18 protein-coding genes are annotated in these 21,276 nt (G+C 55.3%); 6 read left to right on the top strand and 12 right to left on the bottom strand.

The genetic code is table 11. The annotated features are described in order from the left end of the window. Positions 1–3 precede the first annotated feature (3 nt). The 4 genes from HMJ29_RS02120 to HMJ29_RS02105 form a co-directional block, all read right to left on the bottom strand. Entirely contained in the window at positions 4–3,060 is a 3,057-nt protein-coding gene (locus HMJ29_RS02120) for a hypothetical protein (protein WP_171589933.1), read from the bottom strand. Between the two features lie 3 nt (positions 3,061–3,063). Next, on the bottom strand, positions 3,064–3,351 hold the full coding sequence (gatC, locus tag HMJ29_RS02115) for an Asp-tRNA(Asn)/Glu-tRNA(Gln) amidotransferase subunit GatC (RefSeq protein WP_171589932.1): 288 nt from the start codon (positions 3,349–3,351) through the stop codon (positions 3,064–3,066). A gap of 23 nt (positions 3,352–3,374) precedes the next feature. Further along, entirely contained in the window at positions 3,375–4,196 is an 822-nt protein-coding gene (locus HMJ29_RS02110; RefSeq protein ID WP_171589931.1) for a lysophospholipid acyltransferase family protein, read from the bottom strand. 78 nt (positions 4,197–4,274) lie between these two features. Continuing rightward, entirely contained in the window at positions 4,275–4,847 is a 573-nt protein-coding gene (locus HMJ29_RS02105; RefSeq protein WP_171589930.1) for an NUDIX domain-containing protein, read from the bottom strand. Between the two features lie 434 nt (positions 4,848–5,281). Between HMJ29_RS02105 and HMJ29_RS02100 the strand changes: the two genes are divergently transcribed. Both HMJ29_RS02100 and rnhB read left to right on the top strand, forming a co-directional pair. Beyond that, on the top strand, positions 5,282–5,527 hold the full coding sequence (locus HMJ29_RS02100; protein WP_171589929.1) for a hypothetical protein: 246 nt from the start codon (positions 5,282–5,284) through the stop codon (positions 5,525–5,527). 126 nt (positions 5,528–5,653) lie between these two features. Then, positions 5,654–6,229 carry a ribonuclease HII gene (gene rnhB / locus HMJ29_RS02095; RefSeq protein ID WP_171589928.1) on the top strand — a complete coding sequence of 192 codons (576 nt, stop codon included), beginning with the start codon at positions 5,654–5,656 and terminating at the stop codon, positions 6,227–6,229. A gap of 170 nt (positions 6,230–6,399) precedes the next feature. On the opposite strand, the gene HMJ29_RS02090 is transcribed toward rnhB, so the two are convergent. Genes HMJ29_RS02090 through HMJ29_RS02080 form a run of 3 tightly spaced genes read right to left on the bottom strand, consistent with a single transcriptional unit; the run spans position 6,400 to position 8,863 of the window. Further along, positions 6,400–6,843, bottom strand: coding sequence for a response regulator (locus tag HMJ29_RS02090; protein ID WP_171589927.1), 444 nt, complete (start codon positions 6,841–6,843; stop codon positions 6,400–6,402). Between the two features lie 47 nt (positions 6,844–6,890). After that, the gene (locus tag HMJ29_RS02085; RefSeq protein ID WP_171589926.1) at positions 6,891–8,444 is read right to left on the bottom strand and encodes a sensor histidine kinase; all 1,554 of its coding nucleotides are present in this window, start codon (positions 8,442–8,444) and stop codon (positions 6,891–6,893) included. A 53-nt stretch (positions 8,445–8,497) separates the two neighbouring features. Next, positions 8,498–8,863, bottom strand: coding sequence for a CZB domain-containing protein (locus HMJ29_RS02080; protein ID WP_171589925.1), 366 nt, complete (start codon positions 8,861–8,863; stop codon positions 8,498–8,500). A gap of 318 nt (positions 8,864–9,181) precedes the next feature. Between HMJ29_RS02080 and gcvT the strand changes: the two genes are divergently transcribed. Then, entirely contained in the window at positions 9,182–10,288 is a 1,107-nt protein-coding gene (gene gcvT, locus HMJ29_RS02075) for a glycine cleavage system aminomethyltransferase GcvT (protein WP_171589924.1), read from the top strand. A 99-nt stretch (positions 10,289–10,387) separates the two neighbouring features. Continuing rightward, positions 10,388–11,101 carry a 2-phosphosulfolactate phosphatase gene (locus HMJ29_RS02070; RefSeq protein WP_171589923.1) on the top strand — a complete coding sequence of 238 codons (714 nt, stop codon included), beginning with the start codon at positions 10,388–10,390 and terminating at the stop codon, positions 11,099–11,101. Between the two features lie 143 nt (positions 11,102–11,244). Here the strand turns inward: HMJ29_RS02070 and HMJ29_RS02065 are convergent, their stop codons facing one another. After that, positions 11,245–11,571: a nucleotide pyrophosphohydrolase gene (locus HMJ29_RS02065; protein ID WP_135531910.1), complete on the bottom strand. Its 327-nt coding sequence runs from the start codon at positions 11,569–11,571 to the stop codon at positions 11,245–11,247. Positions 11,572–11,609: 38 nt separating this feature from the next. Beyond that, entirely contained in the window at positions 11,610–12,056 is a 447-nt protein-coding gene (gene dtd, locus HMJ29_RS02060; RefSeq protein ID WP_171589922.1) for a D-aminoacyl-tRNA deacylase, read from the bottom strand. Positions 12,057–12,166: 110 nt separating this feature from the next. Here dtd and HMJ29_RS02055 point away from each other — a divergent pair, with 110 nt between their 5' ends. Then, positions 12,167–13,657 (top strand): hypothetical protein, encoded by a 1,491-nt coding sequence (locus tag HMJ29_RS02055; protein WP_171589921.1) that lies wholly within the window; start codon positions 12,167–12,169, stop codon positions 13,655–13,657. Between the two features lie 10 nt (positions 13,658–13,667). Here HMJ29_RS02055 and mltG read toward each other — a convergent pair whose 3' ends face one another. The 3 genes from mltG to HMJ29_RS02040 form a co-directional block, all read right to left on the bottom strand. Further along, positions 13,668–14,717 (bottom strand): endolytic transglycosylase MltG, encoded by a 1,050-nt coding sequence (gene mltG / locus HMJ29_RS02050; protein ID WP_171589920.1) that lies wholly within the window; start codon positions 14,715–14,717, stop codon positions 13,668–13,670. A 36-nt stretch (positions 14,718–14,753) separates the two neighbouring features. After that, entirely contained in the window at positions 14,754–16,238 is a 1,485-nt protein-coding gene (locus HMJ29_RS02045) for a helix-turn-helix domain-containing protein (RefSeq protein WP_171589919.1), read from the bottom strand. Between the two features lie 439 nt (positions 16,239–16,677). After that, positions 16,678–17,847 carry a ribonuclease D gene (locus HMJ29_RS02040; protein ID WP_171589918.1) on the bottom strand — a complete coding sequence of 390 codons (1,170 nt, stop codon included), beginning with the start codon at positions 17,845–17,847 and terminating at the stop codon, positions 16,678–16,680. A gap of 445 nt (positions 17,848–18,292) precedes the next feature. On the opposite strand from HMJ29_RS02040, the gene HMJ29_RS02035 reads away from it, so the two are divergent. After that, positions 18,293–21,259 (top strand): SusC/RagA family TonB-linked outer membrane protein, encoded by a 2,967-nt coding sequence (locus HMJ29_RS02035; protein WP_171589917.1) that lies wholly within the window; start codon positions 18,293–18,295, stop codon positions 21,257–21,259. Positions 21,260–21,276 lie beyond the last annotated feature (17 nt).

Here is a 21,276-nt window from a genome sequence, read left to right as displayed (position 1 = left end):
AGATTAGTCCCAGGGGGCATTGGAGGCAGCCTGCGCGGTACGCTGCGCTTCTACCTGTGTACGAAAGGTACTATATTCCTGAGGTGAAAGCAACGCGGCCAAATGCTCCAGCGGGGTTGCAGCATATTCATTAAGGCCCACCGGAATGGCCGCCAGCACGTAAGCTTTCAGCAATTCCGCCGACTCAGGGTTATAGTCAATACCTTTCAGCAAGGTGTTGTAAGCCGTGGTGTATTCCTTGCGCTGCATGTAAAACTGAGCCGCTGCCAAGATACCGCTTTCAACAAAAGGGGTTTCCACTACCAGTTGCGCATATAGCTTGGCCGCTTGCTGAGGCTGCTTATTCGCTTCGGCGAGTACCGCCTGGAAATAACGCCGCCAAGCCTGGTCGGGGCCCTGCAGGTAGGCCTGTTTGGTTAGCTGCTCCAAAGCAGACCACTGCTTGGTCCGGACCAGTAGCTCGCCGCGCTGCACATTCCAGGCAGAGGCCTCAGCAGAGCGCGTGGTAACTGCCGGCGCATAGCGCTGCAGTACCTGCCGGGCCGAAGCAAGCTGCCCGGCACGGAAGGCACGGGGGAGCTGAGCCAAAAGGGCCGCTTGCCGAGGAGCCGGCTGTTGCAGAGCAATAGCCGGGGCAAGCAGATCAGCACCAGCCGGAAACTCATCGCCTCGCAGCACTAAGTACTGAGCCTTCAACGAGTCAGAGGCTTGCGTATACTCAGTGCCGAAATCAGGTTGGGCTATAGTAAAGACCTCCTGGGTCAGGGCTGAAAAAGGTACCTGAGGCTGTTTGAGTAAATAAGTAGCCACCCGACGAGCAGAGTCGAGCTGCCCGCTCAGGGCCAGCGCATAAGCGTGAGGTAGCCCAGCGGCTAAGGTTCCGTTTTGCACAGCCTCGGCTAACCGCGGAGCCGCCGCCGCATACAGGCGCTGATCCAATAACCATAAGCCCTGTACGAGCTGGTAATAGGCCGCGGCCGGTCCGGTACCCGAAGCCAAGGGGCGCAATGTAGCTTGCGCCGCTACCGACTGGCCACCGTATTGCTGTGTGAGAGCCCGCAGGAATGTAAGCTGATCAGCGTAGGGGGCGTTTTCTGGCTGAGCGGCCAGTTGGGTGAAGGTAGGGAGCAGAGCTGTATCTCGCTGGGTAGCCTGGCCTAGCGCGTAATGGTAGAGGTGCGCAAAGCTAGCGGGGCTTAGGGGCTCCGCTAGTGACTGTGGGGCCGGGACGTTTTCCGGACGCTGATTGGTCAGTTGGCCCAGAAGGAGCCGATTGCTTTGTAAAGCCGGGCTAGAGGCATCTGCCGACTCGGTGGCAAGCTGTTGGGCGGCGGGCCACTGCTGTTGCTGAATAAGGTAGGCCAGTCGGTTAGACCGCAGAACAGGATTATTGGGGGCCAGAGCCTCAGCGCGCGTCTGGTAATAGGCTACAGAGTCAGAAAGAGAGGAGCGCGTAAACAGCTGGGCCAGGTCGCTGGCAAGTGGGGCGCTCCGGGGCGTGCTTTTCAGCCCGGCTCGCAGTATCTCCAAGCGGTCAAAGAAATCAGCGGGCTCATTATAAAGGGCTGCCAGGCGCAGGGAAATCTTCTCGGATGGCCGGCGGCTAAGGGCGCGTCGTAGAATATTAATCTCGTTTTGGCGCTGCAGGCGGAAGTGGTACAACGCTGCCCGGCCCAGGCTGGCTTTGTGATTGTGCTGATCAAGCTCATCGCTCTCGGCATAGTAGCGTTCAGCCAGCAAAGCCAGCGCATCGGTACCAGGGGCCAGTTCACTCTGCAAGCGGGTAAGGTCGCCGAGGTTGTTATAATAGGCAGCTTTTACCTGATCAATCAGGTAAAAATTATTGCGCAGCTCCACGGCTCCGAGGGCTGCTAGGCCTAGCAGATACATGGCAAAGAACGGGAAGCGCCGAGGCGCATACACCACGCGGTGCACGGCCATCCTTTTCCGGAGTAGAGGCCCAAAGTTCACCAGCACATACAGCAGGAAAGCGGTGCCGAGTGATAGTAAGGCTACGGCGGTAAAGTCGCGGGCGGCGAAAAGGAAGGGGTCGTTGGCAGTGGCAAAGGCATAGCCCAGGGCAGTAGCTGCCAGGAGAACGAACACCAAGTACAGGTAGTTGGCGCCGAGGCCAAACGGCACCCAGGAACCATAAGTAGCGCTGCGCTGCTGCAAACTTAGCCAGCCAATTACCACTGCCGGCACCAGCAGCACCAACGGATCGAAGTGCCAGCCAGGCAAGATGAGCAGGTTTCCTTCATTCCAGTAATAAAGCAGCAGCGTGCCTAAATACAGGAGGCTGGTTAGCAGAAATGGGAGCAGCCCAAACCGGCCACTGGGAGTTTCTGCCTGCGTGTTGAGCCATAGCAGACCATGAATGTTCTCGTAGGCCACCCACACAACCACTAGGGCAAAGATTACGGCTCCGGCAGCCGTAAAAAAGGCCGTGAGATGGAGCGCCGTAACGTCGGGAGTATATTGGCTACGCAGAAAGAGCAGCGCACCCAAAAAGGTTACCAGGGCCCCGAGTAGCAGCAGTCTTCGCGTGAAGCCTACGGCAGGCCAAAAGGCATGGAAGGCAAACGAGGTGCCGCCCAGCAGCACGAGGCTTAAAATCAGGAAATACTGCTCCCGCGCATTGAAAACGCCCAATAGGTCGGCGTTCAATGACATCAGCAGGAAAATCACCAAGCCCATGCCAACCACAAAGGCAGGACGCGCCAAGAAGCTGACGGTAGCCAGAAAGTACGCCAAGGCAGCACCTAGCAGGCCTACGAGTAGCAACGCAGCAGTTGGCTGCACATACGGGCCATCTACGCTGTAGGTCTGCGTGAGCAGGTAGCCATTTGCCTGTACCGGCAACTCAGCTAGGCCTATACGAACCGAGGCTACCGTGGTAGGAACCGGAGTGAGTTGGGCTACAGGGCGTAGTGGCAACACCGTATCGTTGCCGGTGGCGGCGTACCAGCCACTGAGCCCGAGGGCCAGCACCGTAAGAATAGCCAGCAGCAGCAGCGGCCCACGCCAGCGGCCAGGGGAGGAAGCGGAAGGAAGTAGCAACCGTTATTCTAAAACTTTCGGAACGCGGAAATAATCAGAATCCTTACGCGGAGCGTTGCGCAAGCCCTCCTGATGGCTCACGGTGTTCTGGGCTTCATCGGGGCGAAGCACGTTTATCTCGTGCGAGAGGTGAACCAACGGCTCTACGTTGGAGGTATCTAGTTGGCGCAGCTGATCTACCCAATCCAGAATTTTGTTTAGGTCGCCGAGCATTTGCTGCTCTTTATTTTCATCAAATTCTAGGCGGGCCAAGTGGGCCAGTTGGCGCAGGGTGGCTAGGTCGGTGCTCAAAGTGATGTGAGTAAGAAGTAAGCTTAAGAATTAGGTAGCGCCATCTCCTGATTATGGGGCTGTGGTTGAGGCTTGTGCCACGTACTAGGCTCTGGAATTCCGGCCGCTTCCGGCAGAAATTCACTGGCGATAATGTCATACGCCCGGTCCTTTAGTTCCGTGGCATCTGCTAAGGTAAGGCCAGTGGTAGAAATTGGTTCATGCATAACCAGGCGCAAGGGAGAATAGCGTACCCGCAGTGAGCCTTTAATACTGGGCATAAACTTATGGTTCAGTGGCATAGATATAGGCACAATTGGCACTCCCGCAGCAATAGCCAACTGGAAGGCACCCTCCTTGAAGGGCACCATTTCTTCACCGGGCTTAGGCGAAATGGTGCCTTCTGGGAAGATGACAACTGAGCGGCCCGCTTCCAGGCTGCGCCGCGCCTCAACCATAGAGCGCCCCCGGCTGACAGCACTGTTCCGGTTGACTGTGATATAAGTGCTACCAAAAATAGGTCCCCATACAGGCACTTCTGCCAAGTCACTTTTGCCTACCATGTTTAGAAAGCCCGGAATGGCCTTAAACAGCAGCAGAATATCAATGTAGGAGCCGTGGTTGGCTACGTACACGCAGGTTTGGCCAGGTGGTAGGGGCTTTTTCTTGATGATGGTAACCGGTACCCCCCACATAGCAATAGAAAAGATGCTCCAGCCCCGATTTAAGGTGTGAAGTTGCCGGTGCCATTTCTGGCGGCTCATCAACCATTGCAACGGATAAGTCAGCACGAAAGGCAGTACGAACCACAGGGTTGCCCACGTGGTATAAAGTCGGTGACCTATGTAACGTATCAAGCGACGCATACCTGCAAAGGTAAATGGGATAAGCGACTAACGATGTAGCCAACGCCAAACCACGGGAAGTGGCTACGTTAGCTTACACTATTTAGCCAGAATATGAGCCGCTTTCAGCAGGCCAGCCACGCTAATGGCATCGGTAATGCGGTTGTTCATGACCATTTCAATGGCCTCAGCCAGCGGGAGCTTCCATACATGCAGGTCTTCAGTGTCTTCGGGCTCCTCAGCACCAAACTCCAGGTCTTGGGCCAGAAACACAAAGCCTTCCTCATCCGTGACGGAGTTAGAAGTGTGCAAACGGGCAATGTTGGTCCAGCGCCGGGCCGTAATGCCGGTTTCTTCACGCAGTTCGCGTTGGGCTGATTCCAAGATGTCAAGCTCTACTGGCCCGCCTCCCATGGGTATTTCCCAACTGTATTCGTTGAGGGCATACCGATACTGGCCTACCAGCCAAGTGTTGCCCTCTTCATCTACCGGAACAATACCTAAGGCTTTGTTTTTCATGGACACTACCCCATACAGCCCCGGGTTACCAGCGGGGTTGGTAATTTGATCTTCTCTGACTTTGATCCAAGGGTTCTCATATTTCACCTCGCTGCTGTGGGTCTGCCAGGGATTGTGAGTTTCGTCGAGAGTGGAAAGGCTGTTATTGGACATAAGAAAGAATCAGCTGGAGGTTAGTTAAGGCAAAGGTACTGCCCATTCGCGGCTTTAGCGGCACCGATCTGCCATCTGTCGGGCGAGGAGCGCTATTGGCCGGCAAAGTAGAGCCGTTTGTCAAGTTTCAAAGGCGTACGGCAGAGCGGTAGTATACCTTTGTTACAGTAATAAATGGCGCACGTAGGGTTAATGGAAAGGAAGGCTTCTACTGCGTTGTGTTGCCACCGGCAAAGGAGTAGGGTGGATGAATGATTTTGCCGGCCAACACACTGAAAAAACCGCTGCTACAGGCAGCGGTTTTTTTGTGCAGTCTAGGGCAGCATGAAGTGTAATCCCAAAATCCTGTTGCTGACGGCAACCAACCTCGTCTGCGCGGGGCGCGTATCAGTTAGAAATCGATCGTTCACATCCCGGTCGATGCTCTATGATTTATGGCCAATCAGTCAAAGAAGCAAGCTCCACAGGACCAGCCCGGCGACCCTCTCTTCAACCTGAAGCACGCCCAGGCTGAGTCTGAATTGATACAGAACACGGGTGGCCTAGGCCCCACCACTAATGTTTACGTTACCACTGATGAAGATGATGCCCTCGACGAAGGCCCCCGCGACAAGCAAGGCAACCGCCGCGGCACCAACGATGGCCCGGAGATAGGCTCTACTGCCGGTAGCCACAAATAATATTTTAAGCACAGAAACACCCTAAAGAAGGCCTCTCCAATTGCCATGCAGCAGTTGGGGAGGCCTTTTTCATATTGCGGGCACCCTGCACTAAGCCATCAGAGTGGCCTAGCGTACCTTTGCAATATGTTACTCGCCACCTACACGGGCCAACCCCTGGAAGCCGGGCTTGATGAAGCCGGTCGGGGGTGTTTGGCCGGCCCTGTTTTCGCCGCTGCCGTAATACTACCCCCTGATTTCTCTCCTCAGTTTCTCAACGACTCAAAGCAAATGACTGCCCGCCGGCGAGAGTTGGTGCGCCGTGAAATTTGCCAGGAAGCCGTAGCCTGGGCCGTAGCCGAAGCATCGCCGGAGGAAATTGCCTCCATCAATATTGCGCAGGCCAGCTATCTGGCCATGCACAGAGCAGTAGAAAAGCTGGGGGTAGGGCCCACGCACTTGCTGGTAGATGGTAACCGCTTTCGTCCTCATCCTACCTTACCTCACACCTGCATTATTGGGGGTGATGGCCTATACCGTTCTATTGCGGCGGCATCGGTGCTGGCCAAAACGTTTCGGGATGAGCGGATGGGTGAACTGGCGGCGAAGTTTCCGCAGTATGGTTGGGAGCAGAACGCTGGCTACCCAACCCCAAGCCACCGGGCCGCCATCCGAAATTATGGCCCGACAGAGCATCACCGCATGGGTTTCCGGCTGCTGTAACTCTACGGGGAAGGGTGCGCGCGATAAGGTCCACGCCATAAATGCTAAGAAGGATCTTGCCGTACCAACTAAGCGCCTACGCTAGGCCACTCCATTAGGTACGGCAAGATCCTTCAACTTATTATGCTGGGTGCTACTGAATCCGAAGAGTGCAACCGCTTGAAACAGGTTTAATCTTTTAAGCGGAGCAGATCAAGGAAAAGGCTGAAGCCATCAACCGTAGTGCCACCCTCGCCAAATTTATCAAAGCTGAGGGGCTTGATAATGTATCCGCTTACGGCTAGCTCCTGGGCCTTGAAGCGTTCAGTTTCCAGGTCAGAAGTAGTAGTGATAAATACGTTGAGGCCTACGAAGTCGGGGTCGGAGCGCAGAATCTGAAGCAGCTCCAGTCCATTCATGCGGGGCATATTGATGTCAAGCATGACCACATTGGGTCTGGGAATTTGCTCTTTACCATCCTCTCCACGGAGGAGGCTAAGGGCTTCTCTGCCATTGCGGGCCACGTGTAAAGGCACATTGATGTTGTGCTTACGCAACTCGCGTTGCACATTCATTATATCCATCTGATCGTCTTCGACGAGCAAAATGCTGGGTTGGGAAGCGTCGCTGGTCATATAGGTAGAAAGCAGAACAGGAACCGAAGATCTAGCAGGTATACGTGCTATACTCGACTTTGGGCATTTACAAGCGGTATTCCGGTATCATCAGAGCGTGGTTCGGGGCGGCGGGGCTTCTCCTTCGGCCAGGTGAACAGGAAAGTGGCCCCCTGACCCTCAGCCGATTCTACGCGAATGGTACCACCCCGGCGCTCTACAATTTTCTTCACGATGGCCAGGCCTACGCCTGTGCTTTCCAGGGTGTCTCGCTCGGTAAGAGTCTGGAAAATGACAAAAATCCGCTCGTGATATTCCGGGGCAATACCGGGACCATTGTCTTGCACCGAAAACTGGAACTGGCCGCGCTCTTCACGGCAGCCAATCCGGAGTATTCCGGTTTCCGGATGATGATGGTACTTGAGCGCGTTGCTGATGAGGTTACTGAATACCTGTTGCAACTGCACGCGGTTGGTAACGAGAGTAGGCAGGTAGCTGGGTAGCTCAATGGTAAAGCCTGGCGGCGGTGCCAGCGAGTCGAGGATTTCCTGGAGCAATTCTCGCACGTTCACGCGTTCTTCGTCCTGCTTGGTGCGGCCTACGCGGGCCAGCTCCAGAATACCACTAATGAGGTTTTCCATGCGGTACACCCTGGTGCGCATCAGCAGCAAAAACTCCCGGATGTGCTCTGGCAGCTCTTGCCCCATGTCTTCCTCAATCCAGCGGGAAGCAGTTTCAATGCCCCGCAGAGGGGCTTTCAGGTCATGAGAAACTACGTAGGCAAACTGATCCAGCTCCTGGTTGCGGCGCTCCAGCTGCGTGATGGTACCATCAATAGTATTTGACATGATGTTGAGCGAGTCGGCCAGCTCGGTGAGCTCATCCTGTTCGGTGTCCAGGACTGTGGTGGCGTAGTCGCCACCGGCAATACGGCGGGAGAGGGTTACCATGCCGCTGATACGGTGGGAGAGCTGCCGCACCAGGTAAGACGCATACAACAGGCCCAGGAAAATGGTAGCCAGGGTAATGCTCACCGACAGCACGCGGGTTTCCCGAATACTCTCCTGCAGTTTTTGCCGCTGCGCCAGGCGCATGCGGTTTTCCTCCTGCTCAAAAGCCGTAAACACCACCCTAATCTGGTCCATGAGCACTTTGCCCGTCAGCCCCGATGAAAGGTTGCGGTGCTCTAGCTCTTCCAGCGCTATTTGGTTGGGATTGCGACGCAACGCCTCCCGCTTTTCACTGATCAGCAGGTGGGAAAAAGCCGTCCATTGCTGATAGAGCTGTTGCGCCCGCAGTAGGCGGTTGTACTGCGGGGTATTAATTGTGAGCTCATCGCGGAGCTCCGCAAACCGGCCTAATAAGTTTCGTTCCCCTTCATAGTAATACTCCAAGAGCACCTCATTACCAATGAGCATGTACCCTCGGAACCCCGATTCCATGTCAATGACATTGCGCAGCAGAGTGGTAGCCTCACCGGTAATGCGCTGGGAGCGTTCTACGCGCTGCGAGTTGCGCAGTACTTTGCGGGAGAGCTGATAATTAATGACCACTACGGCGGCGAAAAGCACCGAAATGGCCACAAAACCAGCAAATAGTTTAGTTGAAATCCGAAGCTTCATGCGAGGCAGAGGGAGATGACACGGGCTAAGCCGCTAAGCCACCGGCAGGTGGCCTAGCGCCCCGTGCGGAGCTGTTGCTGCATCGTACGCAATAGTTGAGTTATATGATCAGCAATCTGATCAACTTCTGCCAAGCCGGCAATGGCCTCGTCTTGCTGGCCCTGTTGTGAGAGATCAAGCAAACGGTTGGCAACCTGGTGCATCTGAATGTGTACTCGGTTGAGCTCCCGGCTAATAGGGAGGTGGGCGTACTCTTTCAATACCCGGGTATTAACCCACTGACCGAAGCTGCAGACGTTTGGGTCACGGATTGGCGCTTGGTTTGTGCTACTGCCGTAAAGCGAGGAGCGCAACTTGGACTTGAATGACAGATGCTTTATCAGAGCGGAATCAAAATCCTGTTTGAGCTCGTCGTTCATATGTTCGGGTCAGAGGCTGAGTACAGCAACAAAAAGCAACGGGGCCCTGGCAAGCAATGTGTAGCGCCAGAAAGCACCGGTGTCTCGGGAGTAAGCAATCACAAAGATAAGGTTGGGAAGTTAGCCTATGCGCAAGCGGATTTGGCTAATTTCGCCCGGTGCCCGGCTACTCACCCGCCCGTACGTGTATAGGTGAGTGCGCTGGCTCCTTCCAGATGTGGAGGCATCCGGTTATACGGCTTTCCTCACCTGATAGTCAGGGCAACCCACCTCGTTAACGTAGTTTTTCATCTATTTCTCCCACCACCCCCTTTTCTGATGGCCGAAGACCTTAAAACCGTTCCGTTGAATGATGTGCACCAGCAGCTAGGTGCCAAAATGGTGCCTTTCGCGGGCTATAATATGCCTGTGCGTTACTCTTCTGACCTGGATGAGCACCACACCGTGCGCCGGGCCGTGGGTATCTTCGACGTATCGCACATGGGCGAGTTTCGGGTACGCGGCCCCCATGCCCTCGACCTGATTCAGCGCGTAACCAGCAACGACGCCAGCAAGCTGCAGCCCGGTAAAGCGCAGTACTCATGCCTGCCCAACACGCAAGGCGGTATTGTAGACGACCTGCTAGTGTACAAGCTGGCCGAGGAAGACTACCTGCTGGTGGTAAACGCCTCCAACATCGACAAAGACTGGGACTGGATTCAGCAGCACAACACCCAGGGTGCGGAGATGGAAAATGTTTCTGATACCATCAGCCTGTTTGCGGTGCAGGGGCCCAAAGCCATTCAGGCCCTGCAGAGCCTGACCGATACAGACCTTGCTACTATCCCGTACTACTCTTTTGTGCAGGGTACGTTTGCTGGCGCGCCCCATGTTATTATCTCAGCCACGGGCTACACTGGCGCTGGTGGGTTTGAGCTGTACGTGCCCAACGAACACGCCAAGCAGGTGTGGGATAAGGTGATGGAAGCCGGCAAACCATTCGGCCTGAAACCCATAGGCCTGGGTGCCCGCGACACGCTTCGCCTGGAAATGGGCTACTGTCTCTACGGCAACGACATCACCGACGAAACCTCACCCCTGGAGGCCGGACTGGGTTGGATCACGAAATTCACCAAAGACTTCACCAACTCCGCTAGCCTGAAGCAGCAGAAGGAAGCGGGTGTTACGCGCAAGTTGGTAGGCTTCCTGATGGACGGCCCCGGTATTCCGCGCGGCCATTACGAGCTGGTAAATGAAGCCGGCGAGAAGATTGGCGAAGTAACCAGCGGCACGCAGTCGCCGAGCTTGAGCAAGGGCATAGGCCTAGGCTACGTGCAAACGGAGCTGAGCACACCTGGTAGCAAAATTTTTGTGCAGGTACGGGGCAAAAACCTACCTGCCACAGTAGTGAAGCTACCCTTCGTGCCCGGCACCGAAGAAGCATAAGCCCTTTCCATTTAGTGGTTGCCAGTTACCAGGTTTCGGCGTGGTAGCTGGCAATTTTTCTTTGCCCAGCCCAACTGCTGTTTCATAACGCACCCCAACATGCCTTCCCTCGATATTTGTTTTTCCCCGGAGCTGCTGCCCCTGTATGACCTGAACGGCCGGGTGGCGGTGGTAGTGGATATACTGCGGGCCTCCTCTTCCATCGTAACCGCGCTAGCCCAGGGGGTCACGCATCTGGTGCCGTTCAGTGAGCTGGAGCCGTGCCGGGAAATGGCGAGCCAAGGCTACCTCACAGCCGCTGAGCGCGACGGGCGGCAGGCTGAAAACGTAGATTTGGGCAACTCGCCTTTTGGCTATTTAGATGGCATGGTGCCCGTACGGGGCCGCAGCGTGGCCATTACCACTACTAATGGTACCCGCGCTCTGCACCTATCCGCCGCCGCCGAGCATGTGGTGCTGGGGGCATTCCTAAACTTAGGCGCAGTAGCTGATTTTGTGCGGCGGCAGCAGCAAGATGTAGTGGTAGTGTGCGCGGGCTGGAAGGGTAAGTTCTGCCTCGAAGACACCCTGTTTGGGGGCGCATTGGCCCAACGGCTGGCGCAGGAATTTGACGTAACTAGCTCCGATGCCACACTGGCGGCCCTGGATCTCTGGCAAGCCGCCCAACCCGATGTAGCTGCCTACTTACTGAAGTCGGCGCACGTGCGACGCCTCAACAGCCTAGAGTCACATAAAGACATGGCGTTCTGTGTACAGCAAGACACCTACGACCTGGTACCGGTATTCCGGGACGGGCGTATTGTAGTGGCCTAGGCCACTAAGGCAGCAGCCCTCAGCATAGCAACGAGGCCCGCCAAGCAGAGTGAGGCGAAGCCACTTTACCACTCGTAGGCCAGTTAGCCAGCGGTACTGTTGCTTCGCTCCAGTCTGCTTGCCGGGCCTTGCTATACACTGGCCTAGAACAGCTTTTCGTTTTGGCGGTGGCGGTCGGCGTCGCGTTTGGTTTTCTTTTCCAGGTTGCGCTGTAGCGCTTCTGTCAGATTGACGCCGGTTTGGTTAGCCAGGCAAATCACTACGAAAAGGACGTCTGCCAGCTCATCAGCCAAGACTTTGTCTTTGTCTGATTCTTTGAACGACTGCTCACCGTACTGACGAGCAATGATGCGGGCCACCTCCCCAACCTCTTCGGTGAGCATAGCCATATTAGTGAGCTCATTAAAGTATCGGACGCCGGTGGTTTGAATCCACTGATCAACGGTTTGCTGGGCTTCTTCGATAGTCATAGTCGGTATGAAAAAGGAGTTGATACTATATCACTCACTTACTCCGGGGAGTCAAGCACGATGGTAACGGGGCCGTCATTGAGAAGCTCCACTTGCATATCGGCCCCAAACTCACCGGTAGGAACCGGCTGGCCTAGCAACTGCTCAAGCATCCCCACAAATTGCTCATATAGGGGAATAGCAATGGGCGGCGGGGCCGCTCCAATGTAGCTGGGGCGGTTGCCTTTGCGGGCGTCAGCCAGCAGCGTGAACTGGCTTACTACCAGCACTTGCTCGCTTACATCCTGCACCGAGCGGTTCATTTTGCCCTCCTCATCAGAGAAAATCCGCAGCTGCACAATCTTGCGGGCCATCCAGTCGAGGCTGCGGGTATCATCAGTAGGGGCGAAGCCCGCCAGCACCAGCAGGCCTGGGCCTATTTGTCCGGTTATGCGGCCTTCCACGGTTACACTGGCGTGCCGGACGCGCTGAATTACAGTACGCATAAAAGCGAGGGTAGTGAGATGAAATACCAGTTGCTGCACCCGTACCGCTGTATGGGGGTGGCTGGGTTCAGCAGATATTGCCGTACTTCGCCATACGCTCTACACTGCGCATGGCGGCCACGAAGAACGACATTCCTTACGCGAACCTCAACCTCTGGTGGCTATTGGCGCTGGCTGTGCTTGCTGCCTTGCGCTTGTACGGCCTGCGTGAAGCAGCCCTGCCCGATTATGATTCAGTGCGCAACTGGCAGATAGTGCAGGAAGTGGCCTACGGTAAGCTAAGCCATGTCTTCCATCACGGCAGCCCTGGCTTTTACCTGCTATACGCACCGCTGGCTTGGGTTACATCTAAGTACCAAGTATACCAGTATGTGAATGCCTTGCTGGCAGTAGCGGCCTTGGGCATGCTTATCCGCTTCGTAGGCCACCAGGCGCACTTGTCGGGGCCGCAACAGGCGCTGCTCACGCTCTTTGCGGGTACGTCGGTGCTGCTCACTTTCTCGGGCCGCGACTTTACTATGAGTTCGGGCAGCTTATTCTGCTTTGCAGGGCTGCTGGAAGCCTACTGGCGCCGTTTGCAACAGCCCGGCCGTCAAACCCTGCTCTGGGCCACTGCATGGCTGATGGTAGGCCTGTGCATCAACTATAAGTTTATCCTGACGCTGCCCATTCTGGCGGTGTTGGAGCTGTGGCAGAATGATGAGCTGCTGTGGCACCGCGGTAACCTGGTACGGGTGGTAGCTCTACTGGCAGCCCCGTACCTGGTGCTAGGCGCTGTGGGGGTGGCTGCAGGATTGCGGTGGTACTTATGGCCGGCCTTTTACTACAAGGTGGCCTTTCCGGATGCTGCCAACGCGGCCGGGCGTAGCAACACCCTGCGGTTTGATGGCTTATACTACTTCCGCTACCTCTGGGATTTTGAGTCGCCGCTGCTGGGCGTAGGTATAGGGCTTCTGGTGCTGAAGATGCGTAAAAAGTGGCCTAGCCGCCGCGGTCAGCTTCCCGTAGCGTTCTATCTGCTGATGTGGGCCGCCTGCCTGTTGGCAGGCATGACCTTGCTCATAAAAGCCCCACGGGGCCTGCTCTGGGCGTACCCACTATTCTATGTGCTGGCGTTTTTGGGGCTTCGGCAGTGGCTGGCAAATAGGGTACTACTTTTAGTAGCACTAGCTGCCATTGTTTTTAACTGCTACCGTTTGCAGCGCGAAATATATGCCTATACGCCTACTCGGTACCCGCAAGTGGCGGCTTGGCTGCAAGCGCACGAAGGTGGGAAGGTAGCCAGCACCGTCAGTCTAGGCCTAGCTCCTTTTCAGCCCGATTCAGTGTTGGCTATAACTGATGAGCACACCCTGGCCGCCTTACGGCACCGAGGCTACCGCTACGTGCTGCTCGACAGTTATTGGCGTGTAACCGGCGTAGCTCATTTCGACTCTTTGCGGCAGCAGCAACCCGTAGCTGCCTGGCCAGAACCCTTGCTAACCTCTCCGTTACTGTTTCTGGAGCACTCAGAATATACTGGCCTAGGCTATGCAGAAACGCTAGCTCGGCAGCATGTTGCCAAGCAAGATACTCTCCAGCTGCGGTTACTGAAGCTATAGGTAGTGCTTGCTAGCGCAGAATACGCATGCTGTCCAGCATGTGCTGGTACCGGCGGGCGTTTTGCTTGTGCTCCGCAAAGGTCTCGGCAAAGTCGGAGTAGCCACTGTGGTCGGGGCGGGCACAGAAGAACAGGTACTGGTGGGCGGCTGGCTTTAGCACGGCATCCAGGCTCTGCCGGTTGGCGGAGGTAATGGGGCCCGGAGGCAGGCCTTTGTGCTTGTAGGTATTGTAAGGCGAGTCTACGAGCTTATCCTTGTTCAGAACTCGCTTCACTCCGAAATTGCCAATGGCCCAGAGCAGGGTGGGGTCGGCCTGCAGGCGCATGCCGCGGCGCAGGCGGTTCAGGTACACGCCCGCAATAACAGGTTTGTCTTCTTTCTTAGCTGTTTCTCGCTGCACAATGCTGGCCAGCACGTGCACCTCGGTGGGCGAAAGCCGAAGCGAGTCGGCGCGCTGCCGACGCAGTGGAGTCCAGAACCGCCGGTGCGTAGCCGCCGCCGAATCAAGAAACTGCCGCGCTGAGGTGTTCCAGAACAAGCGGTAAGGCCCCGGCAAAAACAGGGTGAGAATAGTGGTAGTATCTAGCTGGTACTGGCGCTGCAGGAAAGCATTATCCTGTAGTAAGCGGCGTAGGCCAACGGAATCAGCTTCTAACTGGCGTGCTATCTGGCGGGCGAGCTGCGGCTTGTATTTAAACGCATCTAGTACAAACGCTACTGTATCCTGCTGCCCTTGCGCCAGCTTTTCCAGCAGCGCAGAATTACTTAGATCTGGTGCCAGCAGATAGCGCCCCGGACGAACGTGGTTAGGATAATCACGCTTCCGGGCCAGCCACTCAAACGTGCCGGGGTTACGGAGTAGCTCATACTTGCGCAAAGAGTCTTGCACGGCCGCGAAGCCACTGCCCGTCCGGATATATAAATAGGCAGGGCCAAAGGCAGACGGCTTCACGTTGGGCTTCCAAAGCACATACCACGCACTAGCTGCCGCTGTTAATGCCAGCAGCAGGATTACGGCAAGGGTAGGCCATCCCCAACGCGCAAAAAATGATTTCTTCACCTCAGGCAACAACTAGGTCTTGACTACAACGTGGCATTAGCCCCCATTTACCAAAGCAGCCACTGACTCTTCCAGTTCCCGCTGCCGCTGCCGACGCTCTACTTCAACGGGGGCCGCGGCCCGCACTTCGCAGTCAAGGAATGTACACCGCTCGCAGGTTTCATTCACATCTTTCTGCACAATAGCCGGGTCGTCGAGGAAGCGCAGCTTCTGGCGCAGGGTATCATCGCAGAGCAGGCCTACAGTAACACTCACGGCGGGCTCGGTTGCGGCACCGGAGCGGGCCAGCGTCAGGCACAAATATTCGTCGCCGTTGGGGTAACGGGAGCGTTGGGCGCCCAGCGTGAAGTTGGGCGTGCCCGCCACGGGCTGCTGCCGGAGCTCCGCAATAAGGCGCAGAGACACCCAGCGCCGGCAGTAGTGCTCGTGTAGCTCGTTGCCGTGAGGGTTGTGGAGGCGCGAAAGGTGTAGCTCCTTGGTCAGTTTAAATGCCGCCGAGGAGTTGGCCTGGTCGAAGCGCAGGAAAAACAGGCTCTGCAGGCCAAAGTGGCGCGGCAGCAGGTTGGTAATTCGCTGCATGAACATCTCCGGCGAAACGTCATACTTCGTGAGGAGCTCCAGCAATAGCGTAGGCTCCCACTTCTTATGCGCGAATAACCGCTGCAAGTCCCGCACCAGCGACTCTTCCTCCATGAGCAGGGCGCCCGCGAAATAAGAGGCCTTAAAGTTGTTGAGCACCTCCTCAAATGAGCGCACCGGGAAGGAGGCATTCACATATGGCCGCTCGCGTAGGGTTAAGTAGTTAAAGGCTACCTCGCGGCCAAGCACAAACCCCTCCTGGGCTCCCGTAAGGCCAGGACGCAGCAGCAGGCGCCGGCTTTTATGCTGATACACTGACCGCAAACGGCCCAGGTTGTGATACTCCTGCAGGGTGGTGCGGTCAAGGGTGTAGCCGTAGTTCTGCTCAAGTACCCGCATGAGCTGGGCGCGGTCAAAGGGGGCAGAGTGCTGAATTTTGTGCTCCACCGCAAACGTGCGTACATCCTGCTCCAGCTCCTCAAAGTAATTGTCGTGCATCTCCTGAAAGGAGCGGAGCGCCGCCAGGAAGAAGTGCTCCTGCCGCATTTCGTAATTGCGCGCAATTTCAAAAAGGGTGCTGATGAAGGCGTTCATTTTGGCTGGGGCATCAGCAATCAGCTCCACAATCCGCAGTGGATCTAGCCCAAACATCTCCAGTGGGAACTCCTTCAGCAGGTTTGACTGCAACAGCTCCGAAATAGGCTCTAGGCGGCGGCTTAAGGTTAGGGAGGTCAGCTGATCGTAACTAACTTCCAGAACCTTGCTTAGACTCAGAATTTTATCAGCCTTGGGGTATTTCTTGCCCTTCTCAATCTCATTCAGGTACGACACGGAAACGTCGCAGGCGCGGGCCAGCTCAGCGGGAGTATAGCCGCGCTCCTGGCGCAGCTCGCGCAGCTTCAGCCCGAAAATTAATCGGACAACTTGACCGTGACTCAGCATATAGGTGGGAAGGAAAGCAGTTAAAGGGAAGTAACCAGCGCGCTTTTGGTGAAAGCTTTTAGCTAGGCCACTCAGGAGAGGATAGCTCTAAACGTACTTGAGGCTCATTTATGACACTCGGGCATGTAGCTGAGGCTTATTTACTGCTTGGCTCAGGCCAAACTAGCTGGCAAGCAAGTACTAAATTTAAATACCTGCAAGTATCGCCGCTGTTCGCAGTAATTATGCATTTAGCGAATAATAGCTTTTTAATAAAATACACCTTGTTAAATTCTGTAAGGTAGGCATTGGGCTGTTGATTTTACCACTCCTAAGCCTCCTTCCGGTTTCTTTATTTGCTGAGCCCCATGCGGTAGCAACGGCACTAACCACTGGCCTTTAACCAGCAACAGCCCCGATGAAAGTCGGGGCTGTTGCTGGTTTAGGTGTTTGGAGTGGCCTAGAACGGCTTGGCAATCTGGTTGTAATCTAGGCCATGCCGCTCAGCAGTTTCGCGCAGAATGGTCTTCTGCCACGGCCGCAACGACTGCTCAGCGCCTTGCTCTACTATATCTGCAATGAGGCGGTTTGAAAGCACCAGGTTAGCTACAAACCCATTTGCATCGGTGGTGATGTGATTTTTAAGCTGCGTGAGCAATTGCTCGCGGGCATCAGCCTGGGCCGCTTTGTCACCGGTAAGGCGGCGGCGGAAAGGAAAGCGGCGCTGCTCGCCAGATAGAGGTGGCTCGGGCCGGGAAACAAAGTTGTCGGGCGACAGTGCTACAAGCTGGTCTAGGTAAGGAGTACGCTTGAGTTCCGGGTGTAGGCCTCTCGCTGCCTTCCAGTCATTAAGGTTGCGCGGGGTATCGCGCACCAGCTCAGCTAGGCGGTCGTTGGCGAAGATCATGTATGGCGGCCGGTCCAGGTCGCGCGCAATTTGGTCGCGCAGCATATATAGGTCACGAAACAGAGGCAGCTCATTCGGCATAATGCGGTATTTACCAGCATTGCGCATATAGGGCCGCTCGTCGCGCACGTAGCGCACCTCTTCTAAAGCGGCATTCTCCTGCTCTGCCCACTCCGTGCGGCCTAAAGCTGCCAGCTTGGCACTGAGGCGGTCGGCTAACTCAAACAGATAAATTACATCATTGGCTGCGTACTCCTTCTGAGCATCGGTAAGGGGGCGCTTCAGCCAGTTTGACTTTTGCTCGCCCTTATCTACCTCAATGCCTAGCTCAGCCTGAATCAAACGGCCCAGGGAGATATTGTTATCGGCCTCGGCCAGCAGGGTGTACTGCACACTAGTATCAGTGATGTTACGAACGTGCACACTGTACAATTCATCTAGCAGGAGGATATCAGATTTGCAGCTGTGAAAGATCTTCTCTACTGCGGGGTCGCGCAAAATTGCCCATAAGGGTTCCAGATCATGGGCTGGGTTAGTGAGCGGGAGCGGATCAAGCAAGAAAGCGCTCTGACCGTCAAATAGCTGGATGAGGGCTAGGTTACGACCGTAGCGGTGACGCATGTCGTCGAATTCCAGATCGATGGCAATGCGGGGGGCTGCTTGCAACGTTTCGGCAAGCTGTTGCACCTGCGCGGCAGTAGTCAGGTATTGAAGGTTAGGCATTCACAGGTGAAATAGGCAGAAACGATTCAACGTGGCATGGTTTGAAACAGGCCAGGGTGGTAAAGGTAGGGAGCAGGCAGAGGCAAAACCAACTCGCTAAGTGTAACAGCGGCTGCTTGCAGTAAAAGGGACTTATAAATGGCAGCACCGAAGCAATTCGGCAAGTACATTCTCTCTATATGAAGAGCAAATGATTTGCTTCTGCTGGCAGGTGATAAGCATGCAGAGCTTCATAACAAACTGTCAAACTGTATAATAGTAATGCGGATATGTAAGAAATATCATCATGATTCTAGGAGATTATTGAAATAAATAAGTGAATATGTGCTCAAGTATTTAATTTGCGGATAATTAGCGGCTGAATTTTAGTCGTTTTCCAGCTTATAACACCGGAAAGTTTACGCCGGTGAATTTTCACTCTAATCGACCTTCAGGTCTGGATTATATGAAACAAAATTTCCTCATTCCTCTCGCTTGCGGATTAGCTTTTGCTTCCACTGCGGCGGCCCAAACGCGTGCCGTTAGTGGCCGTGTAACGGATGCCGGTGGCACGGGGCTTCCTGGCGTTACGGTGCTCGAGCGGGGCACTACCAATGGCACCAGCACTGATGCCAGCGGTGCCTTCTCCTTGTCGGTGCAGCCCGGTGCTACGCTGGTAATCAGCTCTATTGGTTTTGAAACTCAGAATGTAACGGTAGGTGACCGTACATCGGTGCCGGTAACGCTGCGCAGCAGCGCTACTGAGCTTGGCGAAGCAGTAGTAGTAGGTTATGGCACCCAGACCAAGGCTGATGTAACGGGCTCCGTTACGCAACTCAGCAGCAAAGACGTGCAAAACGTGCCTACGGTAAGCTTTGAGCAGGCTATTCAGGGCCGTACGCCAGGCGTACAGATCAACCAGACCTCGGGTAAACTGGGTGCTGGTGTACAAATCCGGGTACGTGGTGCATCGTCCGTAACGGCCTCAAACCAGCCGCTGTACGTGATTGACGGTATTCCTGTAACTTCCCAGGACGTAGGATCTGACACGGAACCCCTGAACCCGCTGGCCGACCTGAACCCGAACGACATCGAGTCGATTACCATTCTGAAGGACGCTGCTTCTTCTGCTATTTATGGTTCGCGGGCTTCTAACGGTGTAGTGCTGGTTACCACCAAGCAGGGCCGCCAGGGCCAGACCAAGGTTAACCTGGGCTACTACATTGGTACCAGCGAAACCACCAAGCGCCGTAAGTTCCTGAACGCTGCTCAGTATAAGGAGCTCTTCACGGAAGCGGCTAATAACGAAGGCTACGACCCCCAGGAAGAGTTTGAGGGAAACGGAATTGACTTCAACTCTCCTTACGACCAGAAGTGGAGCGACGAGCCTTTCCGTAAGGGCAAGGTGACCCAGTACGACCTGAACGTAAGCGGAGGCGATGCCAAAACCCGCTTCTACCTGAGCACAACCTACAACGACCAAACCGGTATCATCATCGGTAACCGGTACCGTCGGGGAAGCGCCCGTATCAACCTCGACCACTCTATCTCGGATAAGCTAAAGGTGGGGTTCAACTTGTCGCTCACGCGCTCAGTAAATGACCGGACGCCCAACGACAATGCCTTCTCTAACCCGGTACAGCTAAACGCGTTGCCGCCTCTTCAGCCCAAGTATGATCCTACTACGGGTGAGTTGAATAGAAACACGCTGTATTACAACAACTTGCTGGACCTGGATAAGGGCTCAAACCGCGCTGGTACGTATCGCTCGTTCAGCAACGTAAACCTCTCGTACCAGCCCATCAAGAACCTCACGCTGCGCACGGAAGCTGGCGCTGACTACCTGAATCTGAACGAAGATATTTACCGGGCGGCAGGTACTCAGGATGGTGGCAACAGTGGCTACGGCTACAGCAACCAGGTGCAGGTAATTAACTACACCACCAACAATACGGCTACCTACCTCAAAACTATTGGGGAGAACCATAGCATTGAAGCGCTGGCTGGTTTCTCGTTCCAGCGTTCAGACAACCAAACTACTTCTGCTGAAGGGCGTGGCTTCCCAAACGCCGAGTTTACGCGGGTGTCCAGCGCTGCCATTAAAACGGCTGGCTCGGGCTCTACCCGTTCGGGTTTCTCCTTCGTATCGTACTTCGGCCGTATCAACTACGCTTTCCAGGGTAAATACCTGGTATCGGGTAGCGTCCGCCGCGACGGCTCGTCGCGCTTCGGGGCCAATAACCGTTACGGTACTTTCGGGGCTGGCTCCGTGGGCTGGTTGATTTCAGAAGAAGGCTTCCTGAAGGACAACGCCATTGTAAACTACCTGAAGGTGCGGGCCAGCTACGGTCTGACGGGTAACGCGGAGATTGGCAACTTTGCCTCGCGCAACCTGTATGGCGCTTTGCCCTACGCCGACCAGGCCGGTATTGTGCCCAGCACTACAGTTGGTAACCCTAACCTCACCTGGGAAAGCACAGCTCAGACCGATATTGGTTTGGAATTTGGCTTCTTAGACAACCGCATTTCGGGTGAAATTGACGTGTATGAGAAGAAAACCCGTGACCTGCTCCTCAGCCGTCCGTTGTCTTACAGCAATGGCTACACCAGCGTAACTGAAAACGTAGGTTCGTTGCGTAACCGCGGTCTGGAAATTGCGCTGAACACGCGCAACTTTGATGGTCCGTTTAAGTGGACCACCAACTTTAACATCTCCTTCAACCGTAACAAAATCACCTCACTGGCGGCTCCTATCCAGAGCGGCTACCTGGGTAGTGTACGCGAAGGACAGCCAATTGGTATTTTCTACGGCCGCAAATATGCCGGTGTGAATCCCGAGAACGGCGATGCCCTCTACTACGCGGCTGACGGCTCTACCACAAACCTGGCTTCACGGGCTGGTTTGCAGGTAGTAGGTAACCCCAACCCCGATTTCACGGGTGGTATCACCAATACCTTGTCGTACAAAGGGTTCGATCTGAGCGCGCTAGGCCAGTTTGTGTACGGCAATGATATCTACAACGCCGCGGGTGTTTATCAGTCTGTAAACGGCGATTATTTCGACAACCAGACGATTGATCAGCTGAAGCGCTGGCAGAAGCCCGGCGACATGACCAACGTGCCCCAGGCGCGCCTGTATGCCGGGAACGGAACGGTACAATCTTCGCGTTGGGTGACCGGGGGGTCTTTCTTCCGGGTTAAAAACGTGACGTTGGGCTATAACATTCCTTCCGCATTTGTGAAGAAAGGCCGTATCCAGTCGGCGCGGGTGTATGTGTCAGCTCAAAACCTGGCCACCATCACCAACTACGATGGCTATGACCCAGAGGTAAACACGGCGGCATTTGGTGCTGCTAACTACCTGATTGGGCATGACTTCTACACGCCACCACTGGCCAAGACTTTCCTGGTCGGCGTTAACGTGGGTTTCTAATTCTCTGACTTTCTTTT

Origin of the sequence: Hymenobacter taeanensis (assembly GCF_013137895.1) — a bacterium.
GTDB classification, from domain to species: Bacteria; Bacteroidota; Bacteroidia; order Cytophagales; family Hymenobacteraceae; genus Hymenobacter; species Hymenobacter taeanensis.
The sequence above is the reverse complement of the archived record's forward strand: the minus strand, read 5'-3'. Positions and strand labels throughout refer to the sequence as shown.